The sequence below is a fragment of the Pseudomonas sp. B14(2017) genome, from assembly GCF_002113255.1.
Classification (GTDB): domain Bacteria; phylum Pseudomonadota; class Gammaproteobacteria; order Pseudomonadales; family Pseudomonadaceae; genus Aquipseudomonas; species Aquipseudomonas putida_Z.
Map to the genome: position 1 here is coordinate 16289 of NZ_NEJY01000017.1, position 20452 is coordinate 36740.

The 20452-nt window shown below is 64.7% G+C and carries 20 protein-coding genes; 14 read left to right on the top strand and 6 right to left on the bottom strand.

Annotated features, from left to right (window positions below; genetic code table 11):
- The 12 genes from nadD (at position 1) to CAG34_RS18105 (ending at position 11149) form a co-directional block, all read left to right on the top strand.
- Positions 1-660: a nicotinate-nucleotide adenylyltransferase gene (nadD, locus tag CAG34_RS18050; RefSeq protein WP_075046481.1), complete on the top strand. Its 660-nt coding sequence runs from the start codon at positions 1-3 to the stop codon at positions 658-660.
- A 43-nt stretch (positions 661-703) separates the two neighbouring features.
- Complete coding sequence (gene rsfS / locus CAG34_RS18055) at positions 704-1123, top strand: ribosome silencing factor (protein ID WP_013974359.1); 420 nt, start codon at positions 704-706, stop codon at positions 1121-1123.
- Positions 1124-1132: 9 nt separating this feature from the next.
- Positions 1133-1600 (top strand): 23S rRNA (pseudouridine(1915)-N(3))-methyltransferase RlmH, encoded by a 468-nt coding sequence (gene rlmH, locus CAG34_RS18060; RefSeq protein WP_003249722.1) that lies wholly within the window; start codon positions 1133-1135, stop codon positions 1598-1600.
- 16 nt (positions 1601-1616) lie between these two features.
- Positions 1617-3506, top strand: coding sequence for a penicillin-binding protein 2 (gene mrdA / locus CAG34_RS18065; protein WP_025340768.1), 1890 nt, complete (start codon positions 1617-1619; stop codon positions 3504-3506).
- Between the two features lie 38 nt (positions 3507-3544).
- On the top strand, positions 3545-4648 hold the full coding sequence (rodA, locus tag CAG34_RS18070; RefSeq protein WP_015271941.1) for a rod shape-determining protein RodA: 1104 nt from the start codon (positions 3545-3547) through the stop codon (positions 4646-4648).
- 17 nt (positions 4649-4665) lie between these two features.
- Positions 4666-5676, top strand: coding sequence for a lytic murein transglycosylase B (gene mltB / locus CAG34_RS18075; protein WP_025340767.1), 1011 nt, complete (start codon positions 4666-4668; stop codon positions 5674-5676).
- On the top strand, positions 5676-6677 hold the full coding sequence (locus tag CAG34_RS18080; RefSeq protein WP_046613225.1) for a septal ring lytic transglycosylase RlpA family protein: 1002 nt from the start codon (positions 5676-5678) through the stop codon (positions 6675-6677). The genes mltB and CAG34_RS18080 overlap by 1 nt, the downstream gene beginning before the upstream one ends.
- A gap of 270 nt (positions 6678-6947) precedes the next feature.
- Complete coding sequence (locus CAG34_RS18085; RefSeq protein WP_085591614.1) at positions 6948-8108, top strand: D-alanyl-D-alanine carboxypeptidase family protein; 1161 nt, start codon at positions 6948-6950, stop codon at positions 8106-8108.
- Positions 8109-8181: 73 nt separating this feature from the next.
- Entirely contained in the window at positions 8182-8457 is a 276-nt protein-coding gene (locus tag CAG34_RS18090; RefSeq protein ID WP_003249736.1) for a DUF493 domain-containing protein, read from the top strand.
- Positions 8457-9104, top strand: coding sequence for a lipoyl(octanoyl) transferase LipB (gene lipB / locus CAG34_RS18095; protein WP_013974352.1), 648 nt, complete (start codon positions 8457-8459; stop codon positions 9102-9104). Before CAG34_RS18090 ends, lipB begins: the two co-directional genes overlap by 1 nt.
- Positions 9105-9106: 2 nt before the next feature.
- Positions 9107-10123 (top strand): lipoyl synthase, encoded by a 1017-nt coding sequence (gene lipA, locus CAG34_RS18100; RefSeq protein WP_003257574.1) that lies wholly within the window; start codon positions 9107-9109, stop codon positions 10121-10123.
- 87 nt (positions 10124-10210) lie between these two features.
- Positions 10211-11149 carry an LD-carboxypeptidase gene (locus CAG34_RS18105; protein ID WP_054573593.1) on the top strand — a complete coding sequence of 313 codons (939 nt, stop codon included), beginning with the start codon at positions 10211-10213 and terminating at the stop codon, positions 11147-11149.
- 134 nt (positions 11150-11283) lie between these two features.
- On the opposite strand, the gene CAG34_RS18110 is transcribed toward CAG34_RS18105, so the two are convergent.
- The 5 genes from CAG34_RS18110 to leuS all read right to left on the bottom strand — a co-directional run bounded on the left by CAG34_RS18110 (position 11284) and on the right by leuS (position 17364).
- Positions 11284-12600 (bottom strand): lytic murein transglycosylase, encoded by a 1317-nt coding sequence (locus tag CAG34_RS18110; RefSeq protein ID WP_075046477.1) that lies wholly within the window; start codon positions 12598-12600, stop codon positions 11284-11286.
- Between the two features lie 60 nt (positions 12601-12660).
- Entirely contained in the window at positions 12661-12825 is a 165-nt protein-coding gene (gene arfA / locus CAG34_RS18115; protein ID WP_003257578.1) for an alternative ribosome rescue factor ArfA, read from the bottom strand.
- A 189-nt stretch (positions 12826-13014) separates the two neighbouring features.
- Positions 13015-14052 (bottom strand): DNA polymerase III subunit delta, encoded by a 1038-nt coding sequence (gene holA, locus CAG34_RS18120; RefSeq protein ID WP_085591617.1) that lies wholly within the window; start codon positions 14050-14052, stop codon positions 13015-13017.
- A gap of 39 nt (positions 14053-14091) precedes the next feature.
- Positions 14092-14697 (bottom strand): LPS assembly lipoprotein LptE, encoded by a 606-nt coding sequence (gene lptE, locus CAG34_RS18125; protein WP_003257580.1) that lies wholly within the window; start codon positions 14695-14697, stop codon positions 14092-14094.
- Positions 14698-14757: 60 nt separating this feature from the next.
- Entirely contained in the window at positions 14758-17364 is a 2607-nt protein-coding gene (gene leuS, locus CAG34_RS18130) for a leucine--tRNA ligase (protein ID WP_085591619.1), read from the bottom strand.
- 227 nt (positions 17365-17591) lie between these two features.
- Between leuS and CAG34_RS18135 the strand changes: the two genes are divergently transcribed.
- Both CAG34_RS18135 and CAG34_RS18140 read left to right on the top strand, forming a co-directional pair.
- Positions 17592-17906: a hypothetical protein gene (locus CAG34_RS18135; protein ID WP_003257582.1), complete on the top strand. Its 315-nt coding sequence runs from the start codon at positions 17592-17594 to the stop codon at positions 17904-17906.
- Positions 17907-18042: 136 nt separating this feature from the next.
- Positions 18043-18804 (top strand): YdcF family protein, encoded by a 762-nt coding sequence (locus CAG34_RS18140; RefSeq protein WP_085591621.1) that lies wholly within the window; start codon positions 18043-18045, stop codon positions 18802-18804.
- Positions 18805-18929: 125 nt separating this feature from the next.
- Here CAG34_RS18140 and lnt read toward each other — a convergent pair whose 3' ends face one another.
- The gene (lnt, locus tag CAG34_RS18145; protein WP_085591623.1) at positions 18930-20447 is read right to left on the bottom strand and encodes an apolipoprotein N-acyltransferase; all 1518 of its coding nucleotides are present in this window, start codon (positions 20445-20447) and stop codon (positions 18930-18932) included.
- Positions 20448-20452 lie beyond the last annotated feature (5 nt).

Genomic DNA, 20452 nt, shown 5'->3' on the forward strand with positions numbered 1-20452 from the left:
TTGAGCAAGGCCCAGGCAGTCCGGCGCATCGGCATTCTTGGCGGCACCTTCGACCCCGTGCACATCGGCCACCTGCGCAGCGCGCTGGAAGTGGCCGAGTTCATGGGGCTGGATGAGCTGCGCCTGCTGCCCAACGCCCGGCCGCCACACCGCGACACCCCGCAGGTGGCCGCGCAGGACCGCCTGGCCATGGTGCAGGGCGCCGTGCAGGGCGTGCCCTGCCTGAGCGTGGATGCCCGCGAACTGGCGCGCGACAAGCCGTCGTACACCATCGACACGCTGGAATCGATCCGCGCCGAACTGGGCGCCAACGACCAGCTGTTCCTGGTGCTGGGCTGGGATGCCTTCTGTGGCTTGCCCGGCTGGCACCGCTGGGAAGAATTGCTGCAACACTGTCACATCCTGGTGCTGCAACGCCCGGATGCCGACGTAGAACCCCCTGACGAGCTGCGCAACCTGCTGGCTGCGCGCTCGGAGAGCGATCCCACCGCCATGTCCGGCCCGGCGGGAAACATTTCGTTCGTCTGGCAGACGCCGCTTGCGGTGTCGGCTACACAGATCCGACAGCTGCTGGCCAGCGGCAAATCGGTGAGGTTCCTGGTGCCGGACGCCGTACTGGCCTACATCGAGGCGCACGAACTGTATCGTGCACCTAACTGACGGTGCCTCTGGCGCCTCATCCAACGAGTTGAACGAGTTTTATATGACCAAGCAGAAAATCCACGGCGAAGAACTGGTCGCCCTGACCAAGGCAGCGCTGGAAGACGTCAAGGCCCAGGACATCCAGGTCATCGACGTGCGCGAAAAGCACAGCCTGACCGACTACATGATCATTGCCACCGGTACCTCCAACCGCCAGATCAACGCGATGCTGGAAAAGGTCCGCGAAGCGGTCAAGGCCAAGGGTGCCCAGCCACTGGGTGAAGAAGGCAAGGGCGACAGCGACTGGGTGCTGCTGGACCTGAACGACGTCATCGTGCACATGATGACCGCCGCTGCCCGCCAGTTCTACGACCTGGAGCGCCTGTGGCAGGGTGCCGAGCAAAGCCGTGCCGCCGATGGCAAGCACCACAGCCCGGACCATGCCCACGAGTACTCCGACAAGCTCAAGGACCGGGAATAAGGAAGCGCTGTGCGTCTGCGCCTGATCGCGGTCGGCTCGCGCATGCCGAAGTGGGTCGAGGAAGGCTGGCATGAATATGCCAAGCGCCTGCCCGCCGAGCTGTCGCTGGAGCTGGTGGAAATCCCGCTGAACACCCGTGGCAAGAATGCCGACGTCGCCCGCCTGATCCGTCAGGAGGGCGAGGCCATGCTGAGCAAGGTTCAGCCAGGGGAACGCATCGTCACCCTCGAGGTCCATGGCAAACCCTGGAGTACCGAGCAACTGGCGACCGAGCTGGACCGCTGGCGCCTGGATGCGCGCACGGTGAATTTGATGGTGGGCGGCCCGGAAGGCCTGGCGCCCGAGGTCTGTGCGCGCGCCGAGCAACGCTGGTCGCTGTCGCCGCTGACCTTGCCGCACCCATTGGTAAGGATACTCATCGGCGAGCAGATCTACCGCGCCTGGACCGTGTTGTCCGGGCATCCTTACCATAAATGAGCCTGTAAGCAGTCCGATGTCGCAGCCGATCCGTCTCAAGGACCACGAGAAAGACGCCCGCCTGGTGCGCAACCGCGTCGTGGTCGGCGCAGTGGCGATCATGCTGCTCATTTGCGTGCTGATCGCGCGGCTGTACTACCTGCAGGTCATCCAGCACGACTATCACTCGACGCTGTCCGAGAACAACCGGGTGCATGTGCAGCCGATCCCGCCGACCCGCGGGCTGATCTTCGACCGCAACGGGGTGATCGTCGCCGACAACCGGCCCAGCTTCAGCCTGTCGATGACCCGCGAACGTGCGGGTAACTGGCAGGAAGTGCTGGATACCATCGTCGAAGTGCTGGAACTGACGCCCGACGACCGCGCCCTGTTCGAGAAGCGCATGCGCCAGGGCCGCAGGCCGTTCGAGCCGGTGCCGATCCTGTTCGAACTCAACGAAGAGCAGATCGCCCGCGTGGCGGTGAACCAGTTCCGCCTGCCGGGCGTGGAAGTGGTGGCCCAGTTGGTGCGCCATTACCCGCAGGGCGCGCACTTCGCCCATTCGGTGGGGTATGTGGGGCGGATCAACGAGAAAGAGCTGAAAACCCTCGACCCGGTGAACTACAGCGGCACCCACCACATCGGCAAGACCGGCATCGAACGCTTCTACGAAGCCGACCTGCATGGCCAGGTGGGCTACGAGGAAGTCGAGACCAACGCCCGCGGCCGTGTGCTGCGGGTGCTCAAGCGTACCGATCCGAAACCGGGCAAGGACATCGTGCTGAGCCTGGACATCAAGCTGCAGGAGGCCGCCGAGGCCGCCCTGGGTGGCCGGCGTGGCGCGGTGGTGGCGCTCGACCCGCGTACCGGCGAGGTGCTGGCGATGGTCAGTCAGCCCAGCTTCGACCCCAACCTGTTCGTCACCGGCATCGGCTTCAAGGCCTATGCCGAACTGCGCGACTCGATCGACCGACCGCTGTTCAACCGCGTGCTGCGCGGCCTGTACCCGCCAGGTTCGACCATCAAGCCGGCGGTGGCCATCGCCGGCCTGGACAGCGGCGTGGTCAATGCCGGCAGCCGGGTGTTCGACCCGGGCTACTACCAACTGCCCAACTACGACCACAAATACCGTAACTGGAACCGCTCGGGCGATGGCTGGGTCGACCTGGACACCGCGATCATGCGCTCCAACGACACCTACTTCTACGACCTTGCCCACAAGATGGGCATCGATCGGCTGTCCAGCTACATGAACAAGTTCGGCATCGGCCAGCGGGTTTCCCTCGACATGTTCGAGGAGTCTGCCGGGTTGATGCCGTCGCGCGAATGGAAGCGCGCCACCCGCCGCCAGGCCTGGTTCCCCGGCGAAACCCTGATCCTCGGCATCGGCCAGGGCTACATGCAGACCACGCCGCTGCAACTGGCCCAGGCCACTGCGCTGATCGCCAACAAGGGCGTGTGGAACCGCCCGCACCTGGCCAAGACCATCGAAGGCCAGCCGCCGGTGGACGACAACCCCATGGAAAACATCGTGCTGCGTGACAAATCCGACTGGGCCAAGGTTACCCATGGCATGGAGCAGGTGATGCACAACGCCCGCGGTACCGCACGCAAGGCGGCCATCGGCTCGCAGTACCGCATTGCCGGCAAGAGCGGTACCGCCCAGGTGGTGGCGATCAAGCAGGGCGAGAAGTACGACCGCAACAAGCTCCAGGAGCGCCACCGCGACCACGCCCTGTTCGTCGCCTTCGCCCCGGCCGAGGACCCGAAGATCGTGGTTTCGGTGATGGTCGAGAACGGTGAGTCCGGCTCGGGCGTCGCCGCCCCGGTGGTGCGCCAGGTGATGGACGCCTGGCTGCTTGACGAAAACGGCCGGCTCAAGCCCGAGTTCGCGCCTGCCACCGTTACCCAGGAATCAGCCCTGTGATGAACAATTTCGATCGCATGCTCTCCAGCGAGGATGTGATGCGTCGGCGCGCCAGCTTTCTGCAGCGCATCCACGTCGACGGCCCTTTGCTGATCATTCTGCTGACCCTCGCGGCCGGCAGCCTGTTTGTCCTGTACTCGGCCAGTGGCAAGAACTGGGACCTGCTGCTCAAGCAGGCCACCTCGTTCGGCATCGGCCTGGTGTCGATGTTCATCATCGCCCAGCTGGAGCCGCGCTTCATGGCCCGTTGGGTGCCGCTGGCCTACCTGGCCGGGGTGCTGTTGCTGGTGGTGGTGGACGTGATGGGCCACAACGCCATGGGCGCCACGCGCTGGATCAACATCCCCGGGGTGATCCGCTTCCAGCCCTCGGAGTTCATGAAGATCATCATGCCGGCGACCATCGCCTGGTACCTGTCCAAGCGCACGCTGCCGCCGCATCTGAAGCATGTGGCGATCAGCCTGGTGCTGATCGGCGTGCCGTTCATCCTGATCGTGCGCCAGCCCGACCTGGGCACGGCGCTGCTGATCCTCGCCTCCGGGGCTTTCGTGCTGTTCATGGGCGGGCTGCGCTGGCGCTGGATCCTCAGCGTGCTGGCAGCTGCGGTGCCAGTGGCGGTGGCGATGTGGTTCTTCGTCATGCACGACTACCAGAAGCAGCGGGTACTGACCTTCCTCGACCCGGAAAGCGACCCGTTGGGCACTGGCTGGAACATCATCCAGTCGAAGGCGGCGATCGGCTCGGGCGGTGTGTTCGGCAAGGGCTGGCTGCTCGGCACCCAGTCGCACCTGGACTTCCTGCCGGAAAGCCACACCGACTTCATCATTGCCGTGCTCGGCGAGGAATTCGGCCTGGTCGGCATCTGCCTGCTGCTGATCGTCTACCTGCTGCTGATCGGCCGTGGCCTGATGATCACCGCCCAGGCGCAGACCCTGTTCGGCAAGCTGCTGGCTGGCAGCCTGACCATGACCTTCTTTGTATACGTGTTCGTCAATATCGGTATGGTCAGCGGCCTTCTGCCCGTGGTGGGCGTGCCGCTGCCCTTCATCAGCTATGGCGGAACTTCGTTGGTGACGCTGCTGTCAGCGTTTGGCGTTCTGATGTCGATCCACACGCACCGCAAATGGATCGCTCAGGTTTGAATAAGGTGAAGAATTTCATGCAAGCAGTGCGTAACTGGGCTGCCCGTTGTGCGCCGTGGATCGGCGCGGTGGGCCTGTTCGGCGCTGTACAGCTGGCCCATGCCGGCGATTACCAAGGCTCGCCCCAGGTGGCCCAGTTCGTTGGCGAAATGAGCCGCGACCATGGCTTTGCCCCTGAGCAGCTGATGGGTGTGTTCAGTGAGGTGCAGCGCAAACAGTCGATCCTCGACGCCATTTCGCGCCCGGCCGAACGGGTAAAGCCTTGGAAGGACTACCGGCCGATGTTCATCACCGACGCGCGCATCGCCCGCGGTGTGGACTTCTGGCGCCAGCACGAAGCGGTGCTGGCCCGTGCCGAGCAGGAATACGGCGTGCCGGCGCAGTACATCGTCGCCATCATCGGCGTGGAAACCTTCTTTGGCCGCAACACCGGCAACTACCGGGTGATCGATGCCTTGTCGACCCTGGGCTTCGACTACCCGCCACGGGCCGAATTCTTCCGCAAGGAGCTGCGCGAGTTCCTGCTGCTGGCCCGTGAGGAGCAGCTCGACCCGCTGACGCTCAAGGGCTCCTACGCCGGCGCCATGGGCCTGCCGCAGTTCATGCCGAGCAGCTTCCGCAACTTTGCGGTGGACTTCGACGGCGACGGCCACATCAATATCTGGAACAACCCGGACGATGCCATTGGCAGCGTGGCCAGCTACTTCAAGCGCCACGGCTGGGTGGCCGGCGAAGGTGTGGTCAGCCGCGCCTGGGTGGACGGTGGGCGCGCCGACGAAGGCCTGACTACCGGCATCGAGCCGGTAAAAACCGTTGGGGAGTTGCGCACGCTTGGCTGGTCGGTCCATGATTCGCTGCGCGATGATCTGCCGGTTACCGCCTTCCGTCTCGAGGGCGACAATGGCCCCGAGTACTGGATGGGCCTGAAGAACTTCTACGCGATCACTCGCTACAACCGCAGCGTGATGTATGCCATGGCGGTGCATCAGCTATCGGAACAGCTGGTTCAAGCACGGGGCGTCAAGTAATGCGCGCAATCTTCTCTGGCAACTCTTTCAAGCTGCTCACCTGCCTCGCCGTCGGCGTGGTGCTGGCCAGCTGTTCGTCCAACCGCCCGTCCCAGCAAAGCAGTGGCAACGTGGTGCGCACCCAGCCGGGCCTGGACATCAACCGCGCGCACAAAGACGGCGCGCCGTGGTGGGACGTGGATGTGAACAAGATCCCCGACGCCACGCCAACCGTGCATACCGGCAACTACAAGGCCAACCCGTACACGGTGCTGGGCAAGACCTACTACCCGATGCAGGACTCGCGCAACTATCGTGCGGAGGGCACCGCGTCGTGGTACGGCACCAAGTTCCACGGTCAGAACACCGCCAACGGCGAGCTGTACGACCTGTACGGCATGAGCGCGGCGCACAAGACCCTGCCGCTGCCGGCCTACGTGCGGGTGACCAACCTGGCCAACGGCCGCAGCGTGATCCTGCGGGTGAACGACCGTGGGCCGTTCTATTCGGACCGCATCATCGACCTGTCCTATGCCGCGGCGAAAAAGCTCGGTTATGCCGAGATCGGTACCGCGCACGTGCGCGTCGAAGGCATCGACCCGCAGCAATGGTGGGCCCAGCGTGGCCAGACTCCACCGATGGTGCTGAAAGAGCCGCAGGTGGCCCAGACCCAGGCAATCCCGGCCAGTACCGGGCGCGTCGAGCAATGGACCCCGCCGCCCCAGCAGCATGCGGCACCGGTGGTGCCGGTGCAGGTGGCTGGCAACAACGTGCCGGCCGGCAGTGGCGGCAGCTTCCTGCAGGTGGGCGCCTTCGCCAACCCGGACGCCGCCGAACTGCTGCGCTCCAAGCTCAGCAGCATGGTCAGCGCGCCAGTGTTCATCAGCTCGATCGTGCGCAACCAGCAGACCCTGCACCGCGTGCGCCTTGGGCCGATCAACAGCCAGGGCGAGATCCAGCAAGCGCAGGACAGCATCCGCCTGGCGAACCTTGGGCAGGCCAAGCTGGTCACAGCTGACTGACCGCGTTGCCTTCTTCGCGGGCACGCCCGCTCCCACAGGGGCATGCGAAAGCCTGTGGGAGCGGGCGCGCCCGCGAAGAAGGCAACACCAAACTGTCGGTTTTGTCATGAATTGCCGGGCGTGGGCATGTACAATGTCGGCTTTTGCCCGCAGCGACATAAAGCCGCACTTTGCGAGCCTGGCCTACGGCCACAAAAACTAGACTGACTGGCGCTGGGCACATGATCTTGCCCAGGGAACATCAGACCATTAGCGATTTTCGAGAGACGGATGAACATCACCAACCTTGCCAAACGACTTTGCCTGCCCGTACTGCTGATGATCACTCCTGCCGCCTTCGCGGCTGAGCAGATGACGCCGGCGCCACCGCAACTGGCAGCCAAGTCCTACGTACTCATGGATGCGTCCAGCGGCAACGTGCTGGTCGAGAACAACGGTGACGAGCGCCTGCCGCCTGCCAGCCTGACCAAGCTGATGACGGCCTACATCGCCACCCTGGACATCCGTCGCGGCCAGATCGGTGAAAACGACCCGGTTACCGTCAGCGAAAACGCCTGGCGTACCGGCGGTTCGCGCATGTTCATCAAGGTGGGCAGCCAGGTGACCGTCAGCGACCTGCTGCACGGCATCATCATCCAGTCCGGCAACGACGCCTCGGTCGCCCTGGCCGAGCACATCGCCGGCAGCGAAGACGCCTTCGCCGACATGATGAACAAGACCGCTGCCGACCTGGGCATGGCCAACAGCCACTTCATGAACCCGACCGGCCTGCCGCATCCGGAGCACTACTCGTCGGCCCACGACATGGCCACCCTGGCCCGTGCGATCATCAACGTCGACCCGGCCCACTACGCCATCTACTCGCAGAAAGAGTTCTTCTGGAACAACATCAAGCAGCCAAACCGCAACCTGCTGCTGTGGCGTGACAAGACCGTCGACGGCCTGAAGACCGGCCACACCGACGAAGCCGGCTACTGCATGGTGGCTTCGGCCGTTCGCGATGGCCAGCGCCTGATCGCCGTGGTGTTCGGCACCAACAGCGAGCAGTCGCGTGCTGCCGAGACCCAGAAGCTGCTGACCTACGGCTTCCGCTTCTTCGAAACCCAGACCTTCTACCAGAAGGGTACCGAGCTGACCAAGTCGCCGGTCTGGAAGGGCGCGACTGGCGAAGTGAAAGCCGGCCTGGCCAACGACCTGACCCTGACTATGCCTAAAGGCCAATTGAAGCGCCTCCAGGCTTCGATGACCATGAACCCGCAGCTCACCGCGCCAATCGCCAAAGGTGACGTGATCGGCAAAGTGGAAGTCAAACTGGACGAGAAAGTGGTTCACAGCGCCGACCTGATCGCCCTCGATGGCGTCGAGGAAGGTGGTTTCTTCCGCCGTATGTGGGATAGCATCCGTCTATTCTTCTACGGGTTGTTCAACTGATACGTGACCTGCATGCCCCCGCGTATCCTGCGGGGGCGTTGTTGTTGCCACGGCTTACGAGGCCGTTTCCGCCATGAGCGAACCAGACGTCAAGTCGCACAAGATCGAATTCCCCTGCGACGATTACCCGATCAAGGTCATCGGTGACACCGTTGTCGGCTTCAAGGACACGGTGATCGAGATCCTGAGCAAGCACGCCAAGGTCGACCTTTCCACCCTGGCCGAGCGCCAGAGCAAGGAAGGCAAGTACACCACCGTGCAATTGCACATCGTTGCCGAAAGCGAGAACCAGCTTCACGATATCAACAGCGCCCTGCGCGCTACCGGCATCGTGAAAATGGTGCTCTGATGTCCGCCTGCCTCGGTTTTCGCGAGCTTGGCCTGCAGCCCTACGAACCGGTGCTGGAGGCCATGCGTCGCTTCACCGAGCAGCGCAGCCCGGACAGCCAGGATGAAGTGTGGCTGGTCGAGCACCCCGCGGTCTTCACCCAGGGCCAGGCCGGCAAGGCCGAGCACCTGCTGGTGCCGGGCGACATCCCGGTGGTGCAGACCGATCGCGGTGGCCAGGTGACCTACCATGGCCCCGGGCAGCTGGTTGCCTACCTGCTGCTGGATGTGCGCCGGCTGGGCTTTGGCGTGCGTGAGCTGGTCAGCCGTATCGAGCAGACCCTCATCGACCTGCTCGCCAGTTACGATGTCCAGGCCGCGGCCAAGCCCGATGCCCCGGGCGTCTATGTCGACGGAGCGAAAATCGCCTCCCTCGGCCTGCGAATCCGCAACGGCCGTTCGTTCCACGGCCTTGCCCTGAACGTGGACATGGACCTCGCGCCATTCCGCCGAATCAACCCCTGCGGCTATGCGGGGCTGGCGATGACCCAGCTGCGCGACCTGGCAGGTCCGATCGAACTCGACGAGGTCAGGACAAGGCTGCGCGGACAGCTGGTCAAGCACCTCGACTACGCTGAGCAGACGACCCTCACGGGCGGAATCGACTGAATATGACAACTGTGCAAGAAGCCGTGCCGAACCTGATACCTACCCAGGATGCCACCCCGCGCCCAGCGCCGAAGAAGGTGGAAGCCGGGGTCAAGCTGCGTGGTGCCGAAAAGGTGGCGCGCATTCCGGTGAAGATCATCCCCACCGAAGAGCTGCCGAAGAAGCCCGACTGGATCCGCGTGCGTATCCCGGTGTCGCCCGAGGTAGACCGCATCAAGCAGCTGCTGCGCAAGCACAAGCTGCACAGCGTATGCGAAGAGGCATCCTGCCCGAACCTGGGCGAGTGCTTCTCCGGTGGCACCGCCACCTTCATGATCATGGGTGACATCTGCACCCGTCGTTGCCCGTTCTGCGACGTTGGCCACGGCCGGCCGAAACCGCTGGACCTGGACGAGCCGAAGAACCTGGCCATCGCCATCGCCGACCTGCGCCTGAAGTACGTGGTGATCACCTCGGTGGACCGCGACGACCTCCGTGACGGTGGTGCCCAGCACTTTGCCGACTGCATCCGCGAAATCCGTGCGCTGTCGCCGGGCGTACAGCTGGAAACCCTGGTGCCGGACTACCGTGGGCGCATGGATATTGCCCTGGAGATCACCGCGCAAGAGCCGCCGGATGTGTTCAACCACAACCTCGAGACCGTACCGCGCCTGTACAAGGCCGCACGCCCGGGTTCGGACTACGACTGGTCGCTGGACCTGCTGCAGAAGTTCAAGCAGCTGGTGCCGCACGTACCGACCAAGTCGGGCCTGATGCTCGGCCTGGGCGAGACCGACGAGGAAGTGATCGAAGTGATGCACCGCATGCGCGAGCATGACATCGACATGCTCACCCTCGGCCAGTACCTTCAGCCGTCGCGCAGCCACCTGCCGGTGCAGCGTTTCGTCCACCCGGACACCTTCGCCTGGTTCGCCGAGGAAGGTTACAAGATGGGCTTCAAGAACGTCGCTTCCGGCCCGCTGGTGCGTTCTTCGTACCACGCTGACCAGCAGGCTCACGAAGCCAAGATCAAGCTCTGAGCCAAGCACAGAGCTACGCATGCCGATGCGCGCCGAAGGGCGGCATCGGCATTTTTGTTTGTGCCACACGCGCTGCAAGGAGCCGCGATGAACTGCGCCGAAACCTTCCAACCCAGCCTGCCCGCCGCGCTGCCGCGTGATGCCTGTTTTGCCATTGTCGCCCCGGCGGGCGCGGCGCGGCTGGATACGCACAAGGTCAACCAGTGGTTCGTTGATCGAGGCTACAGTTGCCGCATCTACCCGGGCGCCCTTCAGGCTCAGGGCTACCTGGCGGGGCCGGACCGGCAGCGGTTGCAGGACCTGCATGATGCCTTTGCCGACCCGGCCATCGACGCCATTCTGTGCATGCGTGGGGGGTACGGCAGCATGCGCCTGCTCGACCAGCTCGATTTCGAACTGATCCGGCGCAACCCCAAGCCGCTGATCGGCTACAGCGACATCACCGCGCTGCACACGGCGATCTACCGGCATGCCGGGCTGCTCACCTTCCATGGCGGGATGCTCAATGCCGACCTGCTGGGAGCCAAGTTGCCGCCAACCGAGACTTCGTTGCTGGCGCAGCTGGGTGGGCATGTGCGGGCAGGGGAACAGATCGTGCACCCAGCTGACTTCGCCTTGAGCAGCGTGCTGCATGGGGTGGCCAGCGGGCCGCTGCTGGGCGGCAACCTGTCGATGCTGGGCGCGACCCTGGGGACGATTGCCGAGCTGGATACGCAGGGTTGCATCCTGTTCATCGAGGACGTCAACGAGCCGCTGTACCGGGTGGATCGCTTGCTGACCCAGCTGCGCCTGGCGGGCAAGCTGGAGGGGGTGAAGGGTGTGCTGGTGGGGGACTTTGCCGGGATTACCACTGCGGCGTTGACGCCCCTGCTGGAGGATATCTTCGCACCGCTGGGTGTGCCGGTGCTGGCAGGGTGGCGCAGTGGGCATTGTGACCCGAATGTGTGCTTGCCTTTGGGGGCTCGCGTAAGGCTGGACAGTGATCGGCAGAGCTTGCTGCTGGAGCAGGATCTTTTCCAGGCTTGAGATTGCCGGGGCTGCTTTGCAGCCCATCGCGACACAAGGCCGCTCCTACAGGAGACCGCGTTACCCCGATGGTTCGCGATCGCTTGTAGGAGCGGCCTTGTGTCGCGATGGGCCGCGCAGCGGCCCCAAAATGCTCACTGCTGACGCAGGCTCTCGAGCAGCTTGTGCGTCGGATACCCATCCGCCGGCCACCCCAACCCCTGCTGGGCATTGCGGATCGCCTTGCGGGTATTGGCGCCAATGATGCCATCGGCATTGCCGGCTTCGTGCCCATTGCTGTTCAGCAGGTTCTGCAGCTCCATGCGCTCGCTGCGGCTGAGCGGCAGGTCTTCTTTCGGCCAGCTGCCGGCAATGAAGCCCCAGCCCGTGAAGCGATCACCCAGCAGGCTTACCGCCAGCGCGTAGGATGACGAGTTGTTGTACTTGAGGATGGCGCGGAAGTTGTCCAGCACCAGGAACGCCGGGCCACGCGCGCCCGCTGGCAGCAGCAGGGCGGCAGACAGCTGGTTGCTGCCCACTGGCAGCTGGGTACCGGCAGGCAGTTTCACGCCCATCGCCAGCCACTCGCTCACCGGCTTGCGCAGGGCGCCATCGGCCTGCCAGTAATCGAAGCCAGGCGGCACCTGTACCTCGAAGCCCCACGGCTGGCCACGTTTCCAGCCCGAGCTCTGCAGATAGTGCGCGGTCGAGGCCAGGGCGTCTGGCGTGCTGTTCCAGATGTCACGGCGGCCATCGCCGTCGAAGTCCACGGCATGGGTGTTGTAGGTGGTCGGGATGAACTGGGTCTGGCCCATGGCGCCGGCCCACGAGCCACGCATGGCCTCAGGCTGGATGTCGCCATGCTGGATGATCTGCAGCGCAGCGATCAGCTGGTCCTGGGCGAACTGCGGGCGGCGGCCCTCATAGGCCAGGGTAGCCAGCGAGCGGATCACCGACTTGTTGCCCTGGAACTGGCCGAAGTTGCTTTCCATGCCCCATACCGCGACCAGCACCTGGCGATCGACGCCATAGCGTTGCTCGATGCGGGTCAGCAGTTCGGCGTTCTGCTCCAGCAGCTTCTTGCCGTTGCGCACACGCAGGGGCGACAGGGCGCCTTCGAGGTATTCCCATACCGGGCGGGTGAACTCCGGCTGGCTGCGATCGGCCTTGATCACGTCCATGTCGGGGGTGACGCCGAGGAAGGCGCGGTCGAAGGTGTCCTGCGAAATGCCGGCTTGCAGGGCTTGCTGGCGAAAGCCTGCTTGCCATTGTGCGAAGGTTTGCAGAGGCTGGATTTCAGTGCTGGTGTCGGGCGTCGTGCCGGGCAGGGTCACCACCGGGGCGGGCTGGGCGGGGGCCAGCGGCAGGGCATCGGCAGCGGTGGGCTTTTCTGCGCAGGCCACGAGCAGGATGAAACTGGAGGCCGCGATCAGCTGACGGGTTTTCCAGCGGGGGAGAAGACTGAGGAGCATTCACAGATCCAGAATTGCAGGTCAGGTGACGACCATACCATGCCTGCGCTTTCGATGCTTTCATGCAGCCAAAAAGTAGGAAGCCTCCCAATCTCTCGATTGGAAGGCTTCGCGGCGGTAGCTGCCTTTGCCCTTGTTCGGCTGTTCCTGGCGGCAGCGGAACAGCGGTTGGGCGATGATCGACTTGGCCTTGTTGGGGCCGTGCTTTTTCGGCTTTTTGCTCATGGCGGGGTTCCCGGGTTGGGTGGGTTTCGCGGCGCACTGTAGGGCTTGGGGCAGGGTGGGGCCAATTGATTGTGTATATGGTTCGAGCGCCCGATCGCCGGCAAGCCAGCTCCCACAGGTACAGCACAGCCTCCAGGGCCTGTTATATCCCTGTAGGAGCTGGCTTGCCGGCGATTGGGCCTTTGAATGTTACTCGGGAGGCAGTGTCAGGCGCTGGCCGGCCATCAGCAGCGACAAGCGCGCCAGGCCAGTCCACGGCGAGCCCTCGGCCTGGCCCTTGATCTGTGCATCGATACGCTGGGCATCTTGCAGCAACTGCGGCCAGCGCTGCGCCGACAGGCGCTGCAGGGCCTTGCTGACCAGTGGCCGGCGTTTGTCCCAGATCGGCGGGCGGGCCTGGCTGAAGGCCTTGTCCAGCGGTACACCCTGGCTGAACTGCTGGGCCAGCCCGGCCAGCTGGCGCAGCTCACGTGCCAGGGCCCAGAGAATCACTGGTGGCTCCACGCCTTCACCGCGCAAGCCTTCGAGCATGCGCAAGGCATGCGCGGCTTCGCCGTTGAGAATGGCATCGACCAGGCCGAAGACATCGAAGCGGGCGCTGTCGGCGACGGCGGCCTGCACGGTCTCCACGGTGATCTGGTTACCTTCGGCAAGCAGCTTGAGCTTTTCGATTTCCTGCGCTGCAGCCAGCAGGTTGCCTTCCACGCGTGCGGCAATCAGGTCGACGGCGTCACGCTGTGCCGACAGGCCGGCCTGCTGCAGGCGCTGGTTGATCCACTGCGGCAGCTGGTGCACATCCACCGGCCAGATCTGGATGAACTGGCAGTGGGCGCCTTCGATCAGCGCCTTGCCCCACTTGGTCTTCTGTGCGCTGCCGTCGAGCTTGGGCAGGCTGACCAGCAGCAGGGTGTCTTCGGCGGGGTTGGCGCAGTATTCCATCAGCGCAGCAGCGCCCTTGTCACCGGGCTTGCCCGAGGGCAGGCGCAATTCCAGCAGGCGGCGCTGGGCGAACAGGGACAGGCTGGCGCCAGCCTGGAGCAGGGTGCCCCAGTCGAAATTGGCGTCGGCACTGAATACCTGGCGTTCGTCGAAGCCCTGCTGGCGCGCGGCGTTGCGGATGGCGTCGGCGGCTTCCTGGCACAGCAGCGGGTCGTCGCCGCTGACCACGTAGACCGGTGCCAGGGCGCCTTGCAGGTGCTTGTTGAGTTGGGCGGGGGCGAGCTTCATGGGAAACAGGCGGGGCACCCGAAGGTACCCCGCTCGGGCTTAGTTGCCCGGTACTTCCAGTGGCGACTGCTGAGGCGTTTCGGCCTGCTGGCGGCGAGCGGCCTCCAGCGCAGCGGCTTCGGCCTTGGCACGTTCGTCGGCTTGACGCTGCAGCTCGTCCAGCTGGGACGGGGTCAGCATCTGCAGGCGAACGACCATGGCGTTGACCAGGTCGCGACGCATTTCTTCGCGGGCGCGGTTGGCTTCCTGCTCGGAGCCGGTGATGTTCGAGCCGTCACGCAAGTAGATCTTGCGCACTTCCAGCTTGTCGCTCATCAGCTCCAGGTTGTTCAGGCCCTGGATGCTGTAGTTCAGCACGGTGGTCAGCTCGTATTCGGCGGTACGGTTGCCGCTGTTGTAGGTCGCCGAGCGCTCGCGCTCCTGCTCGTTGGTCAGCACCAGGCGGTACGGTGCGCCAGCGTGCACGTTGACACCGCTACGCTGCAGTACTTCACGCAGCTGGACCACGGTGGGGCCGTAGGCGTTGCGCGCACTTACGTCCATTTCCTTCACGCTCAGTTCGGTAGAGCCGGTGCCACGCAGCTGGAAACCGCAGGCGCTGAGCATGACCGCCAGGCCAATTACCAGCAAATTGCGTTTGATCATGTTGTTGCTCCCTTGTGGGCCTGTTCGCCCGCCCGCAGTGGCTGCGGGCGGGCGTTGCCATCAGTTGGCGACGATGTTGACCAGCTTGCCCGGTACCACGATGACCTTGCGGATGGTCAGGCCATCGATGAAGCGCAGGACGTTCTCGTTGCTGCGCGCGGCGGCTTCGATTTCTTCGCGGCTGGCGGCGGCCGGCATTTCGACCTGGCCACGCAGCTTGCCGTTGACCTGCACCACCAGGGTAACGGTGTCCTGTACCAGGGCTGCCTCGTCGACGGCTGGCCAGCTGGCGTCGATGACGGCCTGCTGGTGGCCCAGCTGTTGCCACAGCTCGTGGGAGATGTGCGGGGTGATCGGTGCCAGCAGCAGGGTGACGGCCTCCAGGCCTTCCTGCAGCAGGGCACGGTCCTGTTCAGTGACTTGCGGGGCCTTTTCCAGCACGTTCATCACGGTCATCACCTGGGCGATGGCGGTGTTGAACTTGTGGAACTGACCCACGTCGGTGCTGGCCTGCTTGATGGCGGCGTGGATGGCGCGGCGGATGACCTTCTGCGCGTCGTCCAGGGCGGCGACATCCAGCTTGCCCGGCAGGCCTTGGGCCACGTGGGCCTGGGCCAGGCGCCAGACGCGGCGCAGGAAGCGGCTGGCGCCTTCGACGCCGGAGTCGGACCATTCCAGGCTCATGTCGGGCGGCGAGGCGAACATCATGAACAGGCGGCAGGTGTCGGCGCCGTACTGGTCGATCATCGATTGCGGGTCGACGCCGTTGTTCTTCGATTTCGACATCTTCTCGGTGCCACCGATTTCCACCGGCAGGCCGTCGGTCTTCAGGCGGGCGCCAATGATCTTGGCCTTGGCATCGCGCTCGACTTCGACATCGGCCGGGTTGAACCAGTCCTTGCCGCCGTTGCTGGCCACACGGTAGTAGGTTTCGGCGACCACCATGCCCTGGGTCAGCAGGTTCTTGAACGGCTCGTTCGAGGTGACCAGGCCTTCGTCACGCATCAGCTTGTGGAAGAAGCGCGCGTACAGCAGGTGCAGGATGGCGTGCTCGATACCGCCGATGTACTGGTCGACCGGCAGCCAGTGGTTGGCCGCTTTCGGGTCGACCATGCCACCTTCGTAGTTCGGCGAGGCGTAGCGGGCGAAGTACCAGGACGACTCGACGAAGGTGTCCATGGTGTCGGTTTCGCGCTTGGCCGCGGTGCCGCATTTCGGGCAGCTGCACTCGTAGAATTCAGGCATGCGCGCCAGCGGCGAACCGGCACCGTCCGGCACCACGTTCTCTGGCAGGGTGACCGGCAGCTGGTCTTCCGGCACCGGTACGTCGCCGCAGGACGGGCAGTGGATGATCGGGATCGGGCAGCCCCAGTAGCGCTGGCGGCTGATACCCCAGTCGCGCAGGCGGAACTGGGTACGCGATTTGCCCAGCTCCTTGCGGATCAGGGCGGCTTCGATGGCGTCGAAGGCACCGGCGAAGTCCAGGCCGTCGAACTCGCCGGAGTTGATCAGCTGGCCGTGCTCGCCATAGGCGGCCAGCCACTCGTTGCCGACTTCGTCGCCAGCGCTGGTGCGCACCACGGCCTTGACCGGCAGGTTGTACTTGTGGGCGAACTCGAAGTCGCGCTCATCGTGTGCCGGCACGGCCATGACGGCGCCATCGCCGTAGTGCATCAGCACGTAGTTGGCGACCCATACCGGCAACTTCTCGCCGGTCAGCGGGTGCTCGACCAGCAGGGAAGTGGCCATGCCCTTCTTCTCCTGGGTGGCCATGTCGGCTTCGGCAACGCTGCCGCTCTTGCACTCGTCGATGAACGCCTGCAGCGCCGGGTTGCCCTGGGCGGCCTGGGTGGCCAGCGGGTGTTCGGCGGCGACGGCGACGTAGGTGGCGCCCATCAGCGTGTCGGGACGGGTGGTGAAGACCTTGAGGGTGCCTTCGTGGCCGATGCTGGCCAGGTCGAACGGGAACTGCACTTCCATGCCGCGCGACTTGCCGATCCAGTTGCGCTGCATGGTCTTGACCTGCTCAGGCCAGCCCGGCAGCTCGTCGAGGCTTTCCAGCAGCTCGTCGGCGTAGTCGGTGATGCGGAAGTAGTACATCGGGATTTCGCGCTTCTCGATCAGCGCGCCCGAACGCCAGCCACGGCCGTCGATGACCTGCTCGTTGGCCAGTACGGTCTGGTCCGCCGGGTCCCAGTTCACGGTACCGTTCTTGCGGTAGATGATGCCTTTCTCGAACAGGCGGGTGAACAGCCACTGCTCCCAGCGGTAGTAGTCGGGCTTGCAGGTGGTGACTTCACGTGCCCAGTCGATGGCCAGGCCCAGGCTCTTGAGCTGGGTCTTCATGTAGTCGATGTTTTCGTACGTCCACTTGGCCGGGGCGACGTTGTTCTTCATCGCCGCGTTTTCCGCGGGCATGCCGAAAGCGTCCCAGCCCATCGGCTGCAGGACGTTCTTGCCCAGCATGCGCTGGTAGCGGGCAATCACGTCACCGATGGTGTAGTTGCGCACGTGGCCCATGTGTAGCTTGCCGCTCGGGTACGGGAACATCGACAGGCAGTAGTAGGTGTCCTTGCCTGGCTGTTCGGTAACAGCGAACGATTGTTGCTCGTCCCAGAACTTCTGGGCGGCGGCTTCGATATCACGGGGCGTGTATTGTTCGTGCATGGCTACTTTTTGCTGAGAGGGAAGAGACCTTGTTCCAGGCAGCGGAACCTCGCTGCGTCCGGCACTCCGGTGTCGTTTAGAGTGAACGCCGTAGCATACAGCAGCGCCGCGCATCGTGGGAAACCTTCGTTGCGAATGCCCGCTGGTCGCGGCACACGGCTGCTTTTTGCAACGACGCTAAGCTCAGGTGTGGGGGGAGATATTCTTATCTTCAATGAGGTGAACGGATGGGAGAGACGCAGCTACCCGCAATCAGACCGGAGCTATACGAACGCCTGATCGACCGGCTTGGCCTGGCGCTGGAAGTGGCCAGGACCTCGGTGCGATTGCGCGACGAAATGCCAGCCGAGCTGGAGTTGCGTGGCCTGAGCCACGCAGAGTTCGAACTGATCAAGGCCTACCTGGATTCCCTCCCGGAGCGCCACAATGCCTGTGTCGGCAGTTACCCACAAGCGGAGCCGACATCGGCCAAGATCATCTGGCTCAAGGACAAGAAACGCCCCGCCAGCACGGCGAGATCCAGGACGCTGCCACATCGCTAGCCGTTCAGGACGCCAGGCGCAGGCTATCGCGCGCCGGTTCTTCAAAATTTGCACAGCTCACGATCGGCGCCGGCCTCACCCTTGTTGACCGGCGTCGATCCTTCTAGGCTGCACGCCTGCCAAGGAGGTGTGGCCAATGCCGATCCGATTCTTCGTAAAACAATGGCTGATGCCGCCAGGCGTCCTGTTCCTGCTGCTGCTTGTGGCGTGGTGGCTGCGCCGTCGCCGGCCCAGGCTGGCAGCGCTGTGTTTTGCCGTGGGCCTTGGTGGCCTGTGGCTGATGAGCCTGCCGCTGGTGGTGCAGGAAACCGCTCGTGTGCTGGAGACGGAAGCGCCGCTGGCGGTCAGTGATTGGGCCGGCCTGGCAAGCCGGGCGGATGCCATCGTGGTGCTGGGCGCGGGGCGTGAGCGGGGTGACCCGGCCTGGGATGGTAGCGACCAGCCCACGGCCACGGCGCTGGAGCGCATGCGCTTCGCCGCGCGGCTGGCCAAGGCTTCGGGCTTGCCGGTGCTGACCAGTGGCGGGTTGCACTATGGCACGCCGCCGAGCGAGGCGCGGTTGATGGCTGATCGCCTGCGTGAAGATTTCGGTGTCGAGGTGAAATGGCGGGAGGAGGGCAGCCGCACGACCTGGGAAAATGCCCGGCTGACGGCCAAGGTGCTGCAGCCGTTGGGGATTCGCCGGGTGGTCGTGGTGACCCAGGCGTGGCACATGCAGCGCTCGCGCTGGAGCTTCGAGCAGGCGGGGTTCGAGGTGGTGCCGGCGCCGGTCGGGTTCCTCGGGCGCGATCATGCGCGGCCGTTCGGTGGGTTGCTGCCGGAGAGCCGGGCGATGTGGCAGAGCGGGCAGTTGCTCAATGAAGTGGCGGGGCTGGTGGGGTATCGGCTGTTCTACTGACCCTTGTGTTGCCTGTGCCGGCCTCTTCGCGGGTGAACCCGCTCCCACAGGTACACCGCAGGCCATGGGCTTGTGCGGTCCCTGTGGGAGCGGGTTTACCCGCGAAGAGGCCGGTACAGGAAAACTCAAACGGTCTTGGCAATGCGCCCGGCCAGCAACGCCCAACCCAGCAGCAATGCGCAGACTATCGCCAGCGGCCACGACCGCCATTGCAGGTACGGCGTCAGTTTCTGCATCGGCACCACCTCGCCGTACAGCACCGCCTGCTGGAACTGCGGTACCTGCGTGGTAATGCGGCCAAACGGGTCGATCAGTGCGGTCACGCCGTTGTTGGTGGCGCGGATCATCCAGCGGCCGGCTTCCAGCGCGCGCATCTGCGCCATCTGCAGGTGCTGCAACGGGCCGATCGAGGTGCCGAACCAGGTGTCGTTGCTGATGGTCAGCAGCAGGTCGCTGCGGGCCGCCAGGCCAGCGGCGAATTCGGGGTAGACCACTTCGTAGCAGATGTAAGGCGCAATCTGGTAGCCCTTGGCCTGCAGCAGCGGCTGGTCTTCCGGCCCGCGGGCGAAGTCCGACATGGGCAGGTTGAAGAACTCGATCAGGCCGCGCAGCATGTCCTGCAGCGGCACATACTCGCCAAATGGCACCAGCTTCTGCTTGAGGTAGGTGCCATCGCCTTCACCGGTGACGGTGATGCCGTTGTAGTAGCGGCGCTGGTGGTGCACCACTTCACGCACCGGCACGCCGGTAATCAGCGCCGAATGCCGCTCGGCGGCGAAGCGGCCCATCACGTCGATATAGCCCTGGGCCTGGTCCTTGAGCACCGGGACCGCGGTTTCTGGCCACACCAGCAGGTCCACTGGCCTGGAGCTGAAGCTCAGGTCACGGTACAGCGCCAGTTGCGCGTCGATGTGTGCCGGGTCCCATTTCAGGTCCTGCTCGACATTGCCCTGGATGGCCGCCACTTTCAGCGGGTCGCCCGCCGGCTTGGTCCAGGCATGGCCCTTGAGCGCCAGGCCCAGCACCCACGGGGCCAGCAACAGCAGGCAACCCGCCGCCAGGAACGAGGGGCGGGCGCGCAGGCGGTGCAGGTTGCACAGCAGGGCAGCGGTCAGGGCCAGGGTGAAGGAAATCAGCCACACGCCGCCCAGCGGTGCCAGGCCGGCCAGCGGGCCGTCCAGCTGGCTGTAGCCGGCGTAGAGCCAGGGGAAACCGGTCAGGAACCAGCCGCGGAAGGCCTCTTGCAGCAGCCAAAGGGCGGCGAAGCACAAGGCGTCGGCCAGTGGTGCCTCGGTGCGCCGCAACCAGCGTGCCCAAAGCCAGGTGGGCAGGGCGAAGAACCAGGCCAGGGCGGCGAAGAACGCCAGCAGCAGCAGGATCGCCAGCAGCGGCGAGGCGCCGCCGTAGGTGTTCATGCTTACGTAGATCCACCAGGTGCCGGCACCGTACAGGCCGAAGCCGAACCACCAGCCACGCCACATGGCCTGGCGCGGGCTGAGCTCGCGCAGGCCAAGGTAGAGCAGGGCGATGGACAACACGGCCAGGGGCCAGATGTCGAACGGCGCCAGGGCCAGGAGGGTGGAGGCACCGGCCGCCAGGGCCAGCAGGTTACCGGGCCAGCCGGGGCGGGTGATCCAACGCATGTTTG